The organism is Myxococcus eversor (genome assembly GCF_010894455.1).
Lineage (GTDB): Bacteria > Myxococcota > Myxococcia > Myxococcales > Myxococcaceae > Myxococcus > Myxococcus eversor.
This window is the reverse complement of the sequence record NZ_JAAIXY010000002.1, coordinates 211,419-226,154: the sequence shown is the minus strand read 5'-3', so window position 1 is coordinate 226,154 and position 14,736 is coordinate 211,419. Positions and strand designations below refer to the sequence as shown.

Here is a 14,736-nt window from a genome sequence, read left to right as displayed (position 1 = left end):
CTTCACGGCGTCGTGTCGAAGCGGGACTCCAGCTTCACGCCCGTGAATGCCGCGCGGCCCTTCACCATCGCGTAGTAGTAGCTGCCACCCACCGGCGAGGGGATGTCCACCCCCTCGTCATTGCCGGACAGATACGGCCGGAAGTCATACGCCGTCGTCGAGGGCCACGTGCCAGCGCGGACATAGAGGTCCGCGTTGCCCGTGCCGCCGCTCATCTGGAAGCGCAGGTTGCGCGCACCGGCGGGCACCCACACGTAGAAGTACTGCAGTTGCTCGCCACCGGACAGCGGGCCCCGGTAGCAGTTGTTGCCCAGCATCCGCGTGTCGGCGCCCGTGCACGGCGTGCTGGTGCCTGGACCCGGGCCTGGGCCGGGATTCACACAGGTGCTCGGGTCGGTCGCGGTGGCCACGCAGTCAATCCACTGGTGGAACTCCGTGTCGTTCGCCGTGCCCAGGGCGTCCAGGGACGTGCGATATGCGCTGTAGTTCCCCGCGCGGAACTGGCCGACGAAGGTGTCCACCTGATTCCCATGGCGCTCGAACATGAAGCGCACCGCGAGATAGCCCCAGGAGTACACGCGCTCGGTGCCGCTGTTGTAGTCGTTGCGCAGAATCTGGCTGAGCTGGAAGCCCTTGCTGGTGCCCCGCGTCACCGCGTCCGCGTTGACGTCCTTCTTGGACACGTACTCGGCCAGGCCCTCAATCCACCAGATGGTGGGCTGGCTGATGCTGACGCCGAAGTCGCCCTTCAGGTTGAAGCGGCCGTCCAGGTAGTGGACGTACTCGTGGCGCAGGTTCCAGATTTCGAACGCGGGCCGCAGCCACTCCGCCTCGTAGGCGATGAAGCGGGCCTGGTTGCCGGACGCCGCCGGGTCTCCTTCCAGGTACATGCCACCGTTGTTGGTGTCGATGCCGAACAGCGCGCCGGCGTACGTCTGATAGTCCAGGCTGCTGTCGAAGATGACCATCTCCAGCGACGTGTTGTTGTCGCTGGCGACGGGGAGGCGGCCCGTCTTCAGCTTGTCGTGGAAGTAGGACTCCTGCGTGGCCAACTGGCCGCAGCTCTGCGTGAGCTGCGTGGCCGTCATGTCCTGCGCGCGCATCTTCAGCGTGGCGCCGCAGTTGTGCGTCACGCGAAGCACCGCCTGCTCCAGCGCCCTTCGGAAGTCGCAGATGCCGTAGTATGCGCAGTTGGCGCCGTCGTAGTAGTCGGCCATCTCCGCCGCGCCCACCCAGACGCCCGCCGTGGGGCCCGTCATCGAGTGGCCGGTGATGAGCGTCCTCACCTTGGGGCGCGCCTTCGTCTGCAGCGCCCCCGGGTACTGGAGGAAGCGCGCCAGCTCGCGGGCGGCGTTGACGGTGAGGTACTGGTTGTCGGTGCCCAGCAGGTGCTCGGTGCGCAGGCCGAAGGAGTCCAGCGAGTCGATGATGGACGAGTCCGCCTGCACGGCCGCCACGAAGTCGTCGTTGTAGTGGCCCCGGAACAGGCCGACGAAGACGTTGTTGGTGGCGCCGCGCATGTACCAGGAGGCCAGGGCGGTGTCGTTGAAGCGGTCCAGGAGCCCCTTGAAGGTGCCCAGGTGTCGCGCGTTCTCGCTTGAGCTGTCGATGAGCGTGACGAACTCACCCAGCACCGCGCCGTGGTCGTCGTTGACGTCCCGGAAGTGGCTGTTGGCCACGAAGGCGGCCAGGGCCGGGCGGATGGCGTTGGCCAGCGCCGTGCCGTAGCTGCCCACGACGTCCGGGGCGTAGTACTGCACGTAGTACCCCGCGCGCAGGTACATGATGAGCTGGAGCGTCTGCCCGCTGTTGTTCCCCACGTAGGCCTGCGCGTTGGAGGTGAGCGCGTTGGCGATGGTGACCATCTTGCTCTCGATGAACACCTGCCTTGCGAGCGTGCCCGTGACGCTGAACAGCGTGTTGATGCACTCCGTCGTGGAGCCCTTCACCAGCGTCACCAGCGCAGTGCCCGTGGCCGACCCGAAGGCCGCGGTGTCACAGGCCAGCAGGGCCCGCTTCGGCGCGGGAGGGGTGGGCGACTGGCGCAGTTGCTCCGGGGAGACGTCGGGCTGTCGCTCGTCGGGCTGGATGCGTTGGTGCGCGTGCTCCAGTCCATGGACGCGCTGGGCGGGCTCGGCCGGCGGGGGACCTCCAGGGCGTGCGTCCGCTCCGGGTGCGAGTAGCGTGAGACAACAGATGGCGAGGACGATGTGACAGCGACACCAATCCGTGATTGGACCGCGCATGGCTTCGTGCTCCTCGGGGTGGGGGCTTGATGCACGGTGTCGTTTTTTCCGAGTGACACCGACGTAGGTTTCACGTGGTGTTCAAGGTATTCGTGAGCACGTCTGACGTTCTTGTGTCTTTCCCATGTGGGGACGAATGGAAACCACCAAAGCGCGTGAAACCTTGGAGCACTGGCGGATGGGCTTCATGGGACAGGTGGCCAATCCCCTGTTCGCGGAGGAGCTGTTCGACCGGGTGCCGGACATCGTCTTCTCGGTGAAGGACATCCGGGGGCGCTACGTGTGCATCAGCGAGGCGTGCGCGGAGCGCTGTGGCCTGAAGAGCAAGGCGGCGGCGGTGGGGCGCACGGCGCACGAGCTGTTTCCCCAGCACATGGCGGACCGCTACGTGCGGCAGGACGAGAAGGTGTTCCGGACGGGCCGGGCGCTGGTGGACAACCTGGACCTGACGTTGTTCAACAGCCGCGAGCCGGGCTGGTGTCTGACGAGCAAGGTGCCGCTGTTTGACTCGACGGGCGAGGTGATGGGGCTGGCGTGTCTGTCCAAGGACGTGCACGAGCCGGGGCGCGCGGGGCTGGTGGACGAGCGCTTCGCGGGGACCATCGATTACATCCAGGCGAACTATGGAGAGCGGCTGCGCATCGACTCACTGGCGCGCCGGGCGGGCATGTCCGCGGCGCAGTTCGAGCGGCGGATGCGGCGCATCTTCCAGTTGTCGGCGGGGCAGTTCATCATGAAGACGCGCATCGACGCGGCGGCGGCGCGACTGGTGGAGGATGAGCAGCCCATCGCGGCCATCGCCCTCGCGGTGGGCTTCTGTGACCAGAGCGCGCTGTCGCGCCAGTTCAAGCAGGTGACGGGGTTGAGTCCCCGGCAGTACCGGCAGCTCGTCGTCGCCACGTCGGTGCCCGTGGCCTCCCGTCGGAAGCGGGCCCGCTGAAGGAGGGGGCCTCCCCAAAGCCTCTCGGATGTGATGCGCTGGCGGGCACCGATGAAAGCAACCGCGTTGCCCGTGTCCACCGTCGCACTCCATGTCCTCGCCGTGGGGTTCTTCAGCGCCTGCGCGGTGTGGCTCGTGCAGGAGTCCCAGGCGCTCGGCGGGCGGCGGGGGATGCTGGCCGTCGCGGTGGCGGTGGCCTCTGGGGGGCAGGCGTTGCTGTCGCTCGTGGCGTTGGTGTCGCTCTTGCGGGCGCGCTCACTCGTGGTGCTGGGCTCGCGGGCGCGGGTGGGGACGTATCTGCAAGTGCTCGCGGGGGTGGGTTTGCTGGCGCTGCTGGGCGTGCACCTGATGTACTCCGAGGCGCGGCCGGCGCTGGGGAGCTTCTGTCTGGGGTTGGCGGTGTGGCTGGGCGCCATTGGCTTGCACCTGGTGCCGGGGCTGTTCCTGTCTGGAGAGGGCTTCATCGACCCGTTGGGGCGGCGCACGCGCTTCTCGGAGCTGGAGTGGTTCTCGCTCCAGAAGGTTGACGGGGAGCCGCCTGGCACGGTGCTGCGGGCGGGGCGGGGTGAGTCACTTCGTCTGGAGGCGAGGCTCGCGCACGACGCGGTGGACGGCGTGCGAGGACGGCTGCTGAAGATGGGACTGTCGTCGCGCGTGCCTGGATGCTGAGGCTCACTTCTTGGGCGGTGGCGCGGGGAACATCGCGGGCGTGGTCCGCTCCCTCCACGGGTCTCCGCCCACGCCGAAGTCGACGAGGTGGAAGGGGTTCTCTCCGCCCATGCGCACCAGACCCAGGCCGGGCACGGAGGAGGACCATTCGGCCGTGAGGCCCCCGGAGAAGGAGTACTCCATTATCTCCACGGTCTTGCCCGCGATGGTCTCCGTCGACTTCTGGAGGAAGCGGGGCTGGCGTGGGGCGGAGGCTGCCTTGGCGAAGGCATTGGGGTGCTCGCGGGGAGCTTGTCCCGGAACAGTCACCCTCAAGAGAATGACGCCCTGCGCGCCGAAGCGTTCTCCTTCAACGAGGAAGTCGAAGGCGATGAGGCCCAGGGAGGGCACTTCGAGCTGCAGATGGAACCAGCGGCCACTCCTGGCTCCGTGTCGGCCCGGCGCACCGACCTTGATGACGAAGCGGGTAGGGCCTTCCGAGGAGGTCCCCAGATAACGGGCCCAGCCCCCATTTCGCGCGACGAGGGGGAGTTCGAGCATTCCCTCCAAGGGAGTGGTCTGTGCATGGGCCTCGCGGACCACGAGGCACAGCATCAGCGCGACGACTGCCCATCCGGTTCTGGTCATGTGAGGTTTCAATCCCTGACGCGTGCATCCCTCTCCCGGGACGCCTTTTGTTAGAGTTCGTCCATGCCTCGTCTGCTGAATGCCGTGCGAGCCATTCCCTTGCTGCTCCTTGCCTGCTCCAACCCGGAAGCCAGTCCTCCCGCTCGCTCAACCTCGGAGCCCCTCGTGGAGGCGTCATCGCGAGCACCGTCCGGCGCGCCTCCCACCGTCGACGCGAAGCAGGCGCCCGCCGCGGTGGAGACACCCGCTGGGGTCGCGAATCCCACGGTGACACCTCCAGGAGATGGAGGCGTTTCCGTGGACCCTTCGCGCCGAGCGGAGGCGCGTGCCCTGGTCCCCGCGCCATTGCTCTACGGCCAGTTCCAGCCCGTCGTGGGCCAATGGGTCGAATACGAGCTGGCGACGCGCCAGGGGGCCTTTCGCGTGCGTGTCGCGTTGGTGGGCGAGACGGTCCGCGAGGACGGCACGCCGCTCTATCAGGTCGAACTGGACCATGAGACGACTCCGCGCATGCTCGTGGTGGTCTGGCTGGCGGGGGCCACCCGTCCCTTCGTCGAGCGGCTGGCGGTCTCCGTGGCGCCTCATGCCCCCATCTCCATCCCCGTGGACCTGGAGGCCGACTCGCCCGAACTGCGCGGGGAGTTGATGGGAGAAAAGGACATCACGGTGCGAGGTCCATTCGCTGGGAAGGCCCGAGAGCGCACCTTCCGGCGGGAGCGTGGCAAGCCGGTGGTCGTGGTGGACGCAAGCAGGGTTCCACTCGTCGGGGTGGTCTCGGTTGTCACCGAGGACGGCTCCTGGATGGCGCGTGCTTCGGGGACGGGGGCCCGGCCCTCGCTGGATACCGTCCCCATCGCTATTCCCCGGCTGCCCGGGCAATGAGTGTCGCCGGGGTCAGCCCAGCGGGTAGCCGAGGACGAGATAGAAGCCCGCTACGTAGACGGTGAAGATGGCCAGCAGGTCGGGGGCGAACGCGGTGAGCGTGGTTCCGCCGACCATCAAAGCGAGGAGCAGGAGCGAGAACTCCGCCGCTGCCTGTCCGCGCGAGCGAGGCCGACGAAGCCAGCGGTAAGCCAAGGACATCCATCCGTTCATGGGTGACCCTCCGGGGAAGTGGCCTGTTCGAGGACCACGGTGGCAAGTGTTTCGGGCAACCCGTCCTTCTGGACGGGAGAGAGGGAGAGGGAGAGCCTTTCCCCTGGACGCGTGAAGCCAAGCACCTCCACGCCATGTCTGGCGGAGCGTGCTTCGACCTGGGTGAAGCCCCGCTGTCCGAGCTCCCGCCGATAGAACTCCGCGAGCGTGCCCGGCGTGCCCTGGGCGATTTCCGTCACGGTGATGCTGCCTTCGGAAGGCCCTGGATTGAGGTCATCGACGCGCAGCACCGTGGTGGCACCCGGCGCTCTCGGCAGGGCCTCCGGCACACGGGCTTGAAGGTGAACGCCTTCGGGCGTCTCGACGATGGAGGGGAAGACCTGGGTCCTATCCTTCTTGTCCCCCGCGCCCACGGCCGTGACGGAGACGAGCGCTCCCAGTCTGGCGTCGTAATAGCTGACGGCCCCGGCATTCGGGCCATCCGCCTTGTGGTTGGTGCGATGGCCCCGCCGCCGGAACTCGCGGGCGTAGAACTCCAGCACCTCTCCAGGCGGGCTGGTCGTCTCGAAATAGGCCATCTCCATCGGATTCCCATTGGCCTCCATGCGCCCCATGGGAATGGTCGTGGACTGTGGGTAGCTGGGGAACGCTCCTTGGAAGCGCGCGGTCATCGGCCTGGCGACAGATGGGGGTGCGACAGGAGGCTCCGGCGTGGGCTCGGCTTCGGGGAGCGGAGGCGGCGGTTCGCGCAGCGTCACCGCGAGCGCCAACAACAGCCCCAGCCCTCCCACGCCGAACACGCGGATGAGCCCTCCCGTCCGGTCCTTGAGTCGGGTCATGCCTTCCCGTCCCCTTCATGCAAGGGGATGCGTCGAGACCTCATCGCTACCTGCACGCCTTGTCTCCATAGGAGTGATAGGAATAACGGTCCATGTCGGCGTTGTGTTGATCCGCGTACTCGGACTCCGGGCGGTTGGAGATGACAGCGCCCTGGAAGAAGTTGCCCCGACAGTTGTAGGAGCGCATGGGCCAGTTGTCGCCGTAGCCGCCGTTGCTGCGGGTTCCTCGTTTGTTGAGGACGGGACCAGGCTCGCAATCGCCGAAGCAGTAGTCCGAGTCGTTCTTCCAGTAGTACGCTTGGAGGGCGTCTCCGGGGACCGTTCGCGTGGGAATGACGGGCCCCTTGTTGAATGTGCTCCCGCTCGTGCCCACCTTGCGAATCAAGACGGATTCGCGGACGTACTTGCTCGTGAACGGGAAATCGAGCCCGAGCACTTGCAGGACCTCGCCGATGGAGTTCAGCGCGCCCCCAGCGTCGCCTCCGGTGGCTCCTTTGTAGATGATGCCCGTGGCCCGGTCGTGGGTGATCTGCTCGACGCGTGCGTAGGTGTCCCTCGGATGATCTCCGTAGCCCCAGGCCCGCCACGTGTCGTGGAAGACGCTGAAGTGCTCGGTGAACTGGAGGTTCAGCTGGGACGAGTCGGGGGAGGTGGTGAAGAACGCAATCTGGTGGGGAATGATGCCGTTCTGGATGTCGACTGTGATTGTCGCGGAGACCGCGCCCCGGCGCGTATCCAGCCCCATGTCCTGTGCGAGGTCGGCGGGCGTTGAGCCCAGGGCGGACAGGGCGCCGCCCACCAGACCCATCGCACCTCCGAGTCCACCGCGGTCGCCCATGGAGACCTCGGTGAGGGGGGCTTCGGCCTCCTCGGCGTACACCGTCAGGGTGAGGCGATTGCGGAAGCCCGCCCCTGTCGGAAGCTCCCCCGACTTCGTGGCGCCATCGAGGTCTTTGTAGCGCTCACGCGCGTCGCTGATGATGCCCTGGAGGTTGGGGCGGACGGTGCGCTCGAACGCGACGAAGCGGGCGAGCTCGGCGGCCTTGAGCCGGACGTGTTGAAGCTCCCAGAAGTATTGGGCCCAGAGGACCATCATGATGAGGAGGGGCGCGATGATGGCGAACTCCACGGTCGCCGTTCCGCGCTGCCGACCTCTCGTCCTCATCGTTCGCGAGCGTGAGTACATGGCGCCTCCGTCAGTAATTGAGCGCGTCCTTGAAGCCGTTGGCGGTGATGTTCCACTCGGGAATGATGTCCTTCATGGCTTTCTCTTCCCAGTGGGTCTTCGCGGGGGCCAGGCGTGCCGTCCAGAGTGGGTTGAAGAAGTTGGGCTCTTCCTTCCACTGGCCGGGGCGGTGATAGATGGCGCGTCCCACTGCCATGGCCATCATTCCCCCTGTCCTCTCGCGGAACTGCCTGGCGGAGGCTCCAATCGGGGTCGAGTCGTCAAGTCCTCCCACGAAGTTCCACGACATGTCGAGGTAGCCTGCTTGAACGCCTTCCCGATAGTCGTTGTACCTGTTGGAGGCACTCTCCTTCATGAAGGCCGTGCTGATGAGGTTGTGGAGTTGGAACGGCGTGTCCGAGTTCACGCCGTCCTTTGAGTGCGGCATCATGTTCTTCGTCAGGACGCTGACGTTGCAGGGATAGGAGAAGTGGTTCTGCCATGGGTTCACGAAGCTCGTATCCGAGGTCAGGAAGGGTGTGAGGCCTATCCAGTTGTGGTGCCGGCTGACCTTGCTGCCGCCGTATTCCTGGTGATACCCCCGCTGGGCATCCGCCGCGGCACGGAAGCGCAGCTCGAAGAGGGTCTCCCAGTCGAAGAGGCCAAAGCAGCCGGCTCGGGCTTCTATCTTGATGTCGTCCGAGGCGAAGAGCTGGTCCTTGCGGTTGTTCTGGAACTCTTCGTCGAAGCTCTTGATTTGACTGTCCGCGACCTTGTTGATGCGCAGTTGGCCAATGATGAGGCAGAGGTTGAAGTTCCACCTGCGTCCGATGAGAAAGGGGCCTTTGCCCACGGCCGTCCATTCACGACGGACGCCATTGGCCAGGTTGCCCATCAGCAGGCGGTACTTGGCCATGTCGGGGTCGGAGAGGGAGTTGGCGCGGAGGAGCTTGGAGCGTTTGACGAGGCCGGTGGGGTCGAGTGCGCTGAAGCTGGCCTGACTGCTGTGGGGCCCGTCGTCGATGGCGTGGAGGAAGTTCTTGAGATTGGAATGATTGACGTCGTAGTTGCTGAAGAGCGAATCGAGGTTGACGTCTCCTCCACTGCCAACCACGTCGAAGCCGGGCTTGGCATTGGGGTCGGTTTTCTTGACGTCGTCCCTGTACATGACGAGGTCATGCAAGGTGCCATAGAGCATGGCCTCCTGCGCGAGCCAGAACGCGACGTTGAGCGCCGATAGGAAGGGGATGAGTACCTGGGAGACGGTTTCGACCACTGTCTTCCAGAGCTTGATGGCCTGTTCCACCGCCGCGAATATCGCGCCGATGACGGGAACCACCTTGAGGACACTGGCCGCCGCGCCCACCGTGCGGTCCAGGTAGACGGCGTGGCTCACGTAGGACATCACCGTGAGCATGGCCGAGTAGTGAACAATCATGGCGCGGTTGGTGTACGCCAGGAAGTTGTAGGCCCGGGCCTCCTTCACCGCGAAGGAGTAGGCCTGGGCATCGGCCGCGTCCTGGAGCTTTATCTTTTCATAGACGCCATGGCCGATGCTCACCGAGGCCATCACGCTGACAGCGAGGATGAGCATGGTGACGGCGCCGATGACCAGGGCCTGCCCACGTTCGTCGCGGCGCAGCCTTCGCAGAATGAAGAACATCTAAATCCCCCGCCAGGCAGTCAGGTTCAGGCGTCGACCGCGCACTGCGCGGGTCCGCGACGGCCGTTGTTGAAGAGGTTGGACTGCATGCGCATGGTCCAGGTCGCGGTCAGGGGAATGATGTACCGCCCCTCGCGCGACAGGTTGGCGAGGCCACGGTGGGTCCGGTCCCTGGCGGCACCGCGCTCCACGAGATACTGGGTGGCGGAGCGCCCGCCCGCGCGCTGAATCTCGAACTGGAGCCCCTTCAGGTCGTCCAGGTACTCGCGCCCCATGTAGAAGCTGTGGAGCTGCCAGTTCGCGAAGGGGACTCGCAGTTCGTAGAAGTAGACGAGCCTGACCGACAGCAGATTGGCTTCGATGACGCGGTCATCCCGGACATCGTCGTAGTCAATCTCCATGCCTTGCATGTGGGAGCCGTAGGTGGCGAACAAGCCATCCAGCTCGCTTCGCTTGGGGTTGACGACCTCGACCTTCAGCAAGGGCAGAGGGCCTGCTTGATAGTAATCACCGCTGACATCGGCTTGAGTGAACAGGGCGTGGTGCGCCATGGCCCGGGGCAACGTGTCCACCCGACCGTTACTCCCGCTCAAGGGGCCCAGGGTTGGCAGCAGCGACGTGAGGGCCGCCTTCTTCATGATGGCGCAGTCGCCATGGTTGACGATGCCCGAGCGCACCGCGCGGTAGGCGCCGTACTCGGTCATCAGGCGGGCATGGTGCACCAGACTCAGCTGGATGATGCCCAGCACGAAGAACACCATCATGGGGATGACGAACGCCGTCTCCACCAGGGCCTGGCCCGATTGTCTGTTTGAACGACTGGGTTCACATGTCGAGCGCATGGCCCTCCCCGGGCACGACGTCACTGCACCCCCGGCCCTCCCACCCCGCTGAATCCAGACTCTACGGAAGAACGCGCTGTGATGGAAACGCATGGCTCTATTTGAAGTCGCAAGGGCTCTCAAATCCTGTCGGTTTGTGGCTTTTGTGACGCTGTTGCGGGGGTGTCAGGAATAACCAGGGCTGATGATGTCAGGGTTTTCCGGCGGGTAGGCAGGACACCCCCGGCCCGGTGGGACTCCCGGGAGCATCGGTTTCCTCGTAGGGCAACTGTCAGCTGGTGGAAATCACGCGGCGCCGAAAGGGTGGCGCGGGTGCGGGCTGTTGAGGTGATGTGCGTTCCATGTTCCCGTCCCATCCCCGCCTGGAGCAGGCGGCCGAGGAGCCTGAGTCGCAGGAGGCTCTGTTCCAGGGAGCGCTCTCCCGGCAGGTCCTGGAGAGCCTGCCCCAGCTCGTGTGGATGACCCGCCCCGACGGGCACCACGTCTATTTCAACCGCCGCTGGTACGCGTACACCGGGCTGACGCCCGAGCAGTCGCTTGGCGACGGCTGGCAGCGGATGTTCCACCCCGACGACCTGCCGGAGGCCGGCAGACGCTGGGCCCACTCCCTGCGCACCGGCGAGCCCTACGAGGTGGAGTTCCGCTGCCGCCGCCATGACGGGGTGTGGCGCTGGATGCTCGCCCGCGCCAGCCCCCTGAGGGACTCCGACGGCCACGTCCTCCGGTGGCTCGGCACGACGACGGATATCGAAGACCCGAAGCGCGCCTCGGAGTCCATGCGCTTCCTCGCCGAGGCCGGCGCGCTCCTGTCCTCCTCCGCGCTGGATTTGAAAGGCACGCTGACCTCGCTGGCGCGGCTCGCGGTCCCCCGCATGGCGGACTGGTGCGCCGTGGAGCTGGTGGAGGAGGACGGCGGCACGCGCCAGGTGGCGGTGGCCCACGTGGACCCCAGCCGGGTGCGGCTGGCCGAGGACGTCCGCGAGCGCTACCCGCCGCGCGAGGACGACCCGCACGGCGTGCTGGGCGTCATCCGCACCGGCACGCCCGTGCTGCTGGAGTCCATCTCCGAGGAGGGGCTGGTGGGCGGCGCCCGCGGCCCCGAGCACCTGCGCTTCCTGCGGGAGCTGGGGCTGCGCTCGGCGGTGATTGTCCCGCTGCGGGCTCGGGGCCGAATCCTCGGCGCGCTCACGCTGGTGACGGCGGAGTCCGGCCGGCGCTTCGGCCCGGAGGACCTGGTGCTGGGCGAGCAGCTCGCCTCGCGCGCCGCGCAGTCGGTGGACACCGCGCGCCTGCACCACGAGACGCAGGAGTCCTTGCGCCGCAGCCAGGAGGAGCGCCGCACCGCCGAGATGCTGCTGCGCATCGGCGCCTCGCTGTCCTCGGAGCTGGACGCGGGGGTGCTCGTCCAGCGCATCACCGACGAGACGGTGGCCCTCACCGGCGCGGGCTTCGGCGCCTTCTTCGAGAACCGCGTGGACGAGCGCGGCGAGTCGTACCTGCTCTACACGCTGTCCGGCGCGCCCCGGCACGCCTTCGCCCACCTGCCCATGCCACGCAACACCGCCGTCTTCGGCCCCACGTTCCGGGGCGAGGGCACGCGCCTCTATGACGACGTGACGCGCCACCTGGACTACGGCAGGAGCGCGCCCTTCCACGGCATGCCGCCCGGACACCTGCCGGTGCGCAGCTACCTCGCCGTGCCCGTGAAGGGCCGCTCCGGCGAAATCCTCGGCGGGCTGTTCTTCGGCCACGAGGAGCCGGGGCGCTTCCGCGAGGAGCACGCGCGGCTGGTGGAGGGCGTGGCCTCGCAGGCCGCCGTGGCCCTGGACAACGCGCGCCTGTACCGCGACGCGCGGCGGGCCGAGGAGCGCTTCCGCTCGCTCGTCACCGCCACCGCGCAGGCGGTGTGGGTGACGCGCCCGGATGGCTTCATCGAGGAGGACAGCCCCTCCTGGCGCGCCTACACCGGACAGACGTACGAGCAGTGGCGGGGCCAGGGGTGGCTGGATGCCCTCCACCCGGAGGACCGCGAGGCGGCCGCCCGCGCGTGGCAGGCGGCGGTGACGGACGTGCGCCCCTATGAAGTGGAGTACCGCCTGCTGCGTCCGGACGGCACGTACTCACCGACAATGGCCCGGGCGGTGCCCGTGCTCAACGCCGACGGCGCCGTGCGCGAGTGGGTGGGCACCAACACCGACATGACGGCCCAGCGCCGCGTGGAGGAGGGCCTGCGCCGGTTGGACCGGGAGCAGGGCGCTCGCCGGCTGGAGGCCCTGCGCGCGGAGGTGAGCGGCGCGCTCGCGCGAGAGGGCACCGTCGGCGAAATCCTCCAGGCCTGCGCGGAGGCGCTGGCCCGCCACCTGGACGCGCAGGTGGCGCGGCTGTGGCTGTATTCGCGCGCCGCGGCGATGCTGGAGCTGGTGGGCAACGCGGGCGCCGCCGCCCCACCTCCCGACCGCTGGGGCCGGGTGTCGCTGCACGGGCAGAGCCTGGTGGCGGAGGTGGCCCGCACGCGCGAGCAGATATGGGTGGACCAGATGGAGCAGGATGCCCGCGTCCTGGACCGGACCTGGGTGCGGGAGACGGGGGTGCGCTCGTTCGCCGGAATCCCGTTGCTGGTGCGAGGCCAGCTCGTGGGAGTCATGGGCCTCTACAGTCGCAACGTGCTGGGTGAGGACGCGATGGCGGTGCTGGCCACGGTGGCGGACGCGCTCGCGCAGGGCCTGGAGCGCCGCCGGGCGGAGGAGTCGCTCCGGCTGCGCGCGCGGGAGCTGTCGCGCTCCAACGAGGAGCTCCAGCAGTTCGCCTACGTGGCCTCGCATGACCTGCAGGAGCCCTTGCGCATGGTGGCCAGCTACACGCAACTGCTCGCCCGGCGCTACCAGGGCAAGCTGGACGCGGACGCCGACACCTTCATCCACTACGCGGTGGACGGCGTCACCCGCATGCAGCAGCTCATCCAGGATTTGCTCGCCTACTCGCGCGTGGGGACGCAGGGCCGCGAGCCCAGGCCCGTGGACGCCAACCTCGCGTTGGAGCGGGCGAAGGCCAACCTCCGGGCGTCCCTGCAGGAGTCCGGCGCCGACTTCCGCGCGGGGCCGCTGCCGACGGTGCTCGCGGACGAGACGCAGCTGGCGCAGTTGTTCCAGAACCTCATCGGCAACGCGCTCAAGTTCCACGGCGCCGCGCCGCCGCGCGTGGAGGTGACGGCGGAGGCGCGGGGCGCGGAGGTCCGCTTCTCGGTGCGGGACTGGGGCATCGGCATCGACGCGCAGGACTTCGAGCGCATCTTCGTCATCTTCCAGCGCCTGCACGGCAAGGAGGCGTTTCCGGGCACGGGCATCGGGCTGGCCATCTGCAAGAAAATCGTCGAGCGCCTGGGCGGGCGCATCGGTGTCGAGTCCCGACCCGGGGAGGGAAGTACGTTCTGGTTCACCCTGCCCTGGCCGCCGGCTGGAGCCACGGTGTCCGAGGCGTCGTCATGAGTGAGATTGGAACGAACGAGCGCCCCCTGCGCCTGCTGCTGGTGGAGGACAACCCCGGCGACGCGCGGCTGCTCCAGGAGGAGCTGCGCGAGGTGAGCACCACGCACTTCGAGGTGCTCCACGTCGAGCGACTGGCGGACGCGGTGCGCGTGGTGAGCAGCGACACCTCGCTGGACGCGGTGCTGCTCGACCTGTCACTGCCGGATGGACACGGGCTGGGCAACATCCCGCCCCTGCTCCAGGCCGCGCCGTCCGTCCCCCTCGTCGTGCTCACCGGCACGGATGACGAGCGGCTGGCGGTGCGCGCGGTGCACGAGGGCGCGCAGGACTACCTGGTGAAGGGCCAGGTGTCGGGCCCGCTGCTGGTGCGAGCGCTGCGGTACGCGATTGAGCGCAAGCGGGTGGAGGAGGGCCTCAAGCGCGAGGAGGCCGCGCGGCGCACGGCGGTGTTCCGCGAGCAGTTCCTGGGCATCCTCGGCCATGACTTGCGCAACCCGCTCCAGGCCATCTCCGGCAACGCGTCCCTGCTGCTGCGCCACGGAGGCCTGAGCGAGCCCCAGCGCAAGGCCATCAACCGCATCTCCATCTCCGCGGACCGCATGGCGCGGATGATCAACGACCTGCTGGACTTCACCCGCACGCGCCTGGGCGCGGGCTACGTGCTGGAGCGCGCGCGGATGAACCTGCACGAGGTGCTGCGCCAGGTGGTGGAGGAGCTGGAGGTGGCGCACCCCCGGCGCCAGTTCGAGCTGAGCCTGACGGGCAACGGCTGGGGCGACTGGGACGGGGACCGCATCGCCCAGGCGGCGTCGAACCTGGTGGGCAACGCCGTGCAGTACTCACCCGAGGACACCGCCGTGCGGGTGATGGTGGCCGACGCGGAGGGGGGCGTGCGCGTGGAGGTCCACAACTGGGGCCTGCCCATCCCCACCGAGCGGCTGGCTTCCATCTTCGACCCCTTCGTGCGCGCCCAGGACATGCGCAGCGCCCAGCGCAACGGCCTGGGCCTGGGCCTCTACATCACCCACGAAATCGTGCGCGCCCATGGGGGCCTCCTGGGCGTCTCCTCTTCCTCGGAGGAGGGCACCTGCTTCTGGCTCAGTCTGCCGCGCCAGTATGCGGCCACGGGCGGCTGAGCGTCACGGCTGGGGACCTGCCTGCCTGT

12 protein-coding genes are annotated in these 14,736 nt (G+C 67.7%); 5 read left to right on the top strand and 7 right to left on the bottom strand.

The window, feature by feature from the left end; all coding sequences use genetic code 11:
* Nucleotides 1-2: 2 nt before the first annotated feature.
* A complete protein-coding gene (locus G4D83_RS04380) occupies nt 3-2,246 on the bottom strand; it encodes a M9 family metallopeptidase (RefSeq protein WP_163863129.1) in 2,244 nt (747 codons plus the stop codon).
* Between the two features lie 136 nt (nt 2,247-2,382).
* Between G4D83_RS04380 and G4D83_RS04375 the strand changes: the two genes are divergently transcribed.
* Nucleotides 2,383-3,186: an AraC family transcriptional regulator gene (locus tag G4D83_RS04375; protein ID WP_240356147.1), complete on the top strand. Its 804-nt coding sequence runs from the start codon at nt 2,383-2,385 to the stop codon at nt 3,184-3,186.
* 51 nt (nt 3,187-3,237) lie between these two features.
* Nucleotides 3,238-3,855 carry a hypothetical protein gene (locus G4D83_RS04370; protein WP_163863125.1) on the top strand — a complete coding sequence of 206 codons (618 nt, stop codon included), beginning with the start codon at nt 3,238-3,240 and terminating at the stop codon, nt 3,853-3,855.
* 3 nt (nt 3,856-3,858) lie between these two features.
* On the opposite strand, the gene G4D83_RS04365 is transcribed toward G4D83_RS04370, so the two are convergent.
* A complete protein-coding gene (locus G4D83_RS04365; RefSeq protein ID WP_163863123.1) occupies nt 3,859-4,482 on the bottom strand; it encodes a hypothetical protein in 624 nt (207 codons plus the stop codon).
* 63 nt (nt 4,483-4,545) lie between these two features.
* Here G4D83_RS04365 and G4D83_RS04360 point away from each other — a divergent pair, with 63 nt between their 5' ends.
* Entirely contained in the window at nt 4,546-5,364 is an 819-nt protein-coding gene (locus tag G4D83_RS04360; protein ID WP_240356146.1) for a hypothetical protein, read from the top strand.
* Between the two features lie 12 nt (nt 5,365-5,376).
* Here the strand turns inward: G4D83_RS04360 and G4D83_RS04355 are convergent, their stop codons facing one another.
* The 5 genes from G4D83_RS04355 to G4D83_RS04335 all read right to left on the bottom strand — a co-directional run bounded on the left by G4D83_RS04355 (nt 5,377) and on the right by G4D83_RS04335 (nt 10,086).
* Complete coding sequence (locus tag G4D83_RS04355; protein WP_240356145.1) at nt 5,377-5,565, bottom strand: hypothetical protein; 189 nt, start codon at nt 5,563-5,565, stop codon at nt 5,377-5,379.
* A gap of 8 nt (nt 5,566-5,573) precedes the next feature.
* Nucleotides 5,574-6,416 carry a hypothetical protein gene (locus G4D83_RS04350; protein WP_163863120.1) on the bottom strand — a complete coding sequence of 281 codons (843 nt, stop codon included), beginning with the start codon at nt 6,414-6,416 and terminating at the stop codon, nt 5,574-5,576.
* Nucleotides 6,417-6,462: 46 nt separating this feature from the next.
* Nucleotides 6,463-7,545, bottom strand: a complete 1,083-nt coding sequence (locus G4D83_RS04345) for a TadE family protein (protein WP_240356144.1) — start codon at nt 7,543-7,545, stop codon at nt 6,463-6,465.
* A 67-nt stretch (nt 7,546-7,612) separates the two neighbouring features.
* On the bottom strand, nt 7,613-9,244 hold the full coding sequence (locus G4D83_RS04340; RefSeq protein WP_163863116.1) for a TadE/TadG family type IV pilus assembly protein: 1,632 nt from the start codon (nt 9,242-9,244) through the stop codon (nt 7,613-7,615).
* Nucleotides 9,245-9,270: 26 nt separating this feature from the next.
* Complete coding sequence (locus tag G4D83_RS04335; RefSeq protein WP_163863114.1) at nt 9,271-10,086, bottom strand: TadE/TadG family type IV pilus assembly protein; 816 nt, start codon at nt 10,084-10,086, stop codon at nt 9,271-9,273.
* Nucleotides 10,087-10,427: 341 nt separating this feature from the next.
* Between G4D83_RS04335 and G4D83_RS04330 the strand changes: the two genes are divergently transcribed.
* Together G4D83_RS04330 and G4D83_RS04325 are read left to right on the top strand one after the other, a co-directional pair.
* On the top strand, nt 10,428-13,571 hold the full coding sequence (locus G4D83_RS04330) for a PAS domain-containing protein (RefSeq protein ID WP_163863112.1): 3,144 nt from the start codon (nt 10,428-10,430) through the stop codon (nt 13,569-13,571).
* Nucleotides 13,568-14,707, top strand: coding sequence for a hybrid sensor histidine kinase/response regulator (locus tag G4D83_RS04325; protein WP_163863110.1), 1,140 nt, complete (start codon nt 13,568-13,570; stop codon nt 14,705-14,707). The genes G4D83_RS04330 and G4D83_RS04325 overlap by 4 nt, the downstream gene beginning before the upstream one ends.
* The last annotated feature ends 29 nt before the right edge of the window (nt 14,708-14,736 follow it).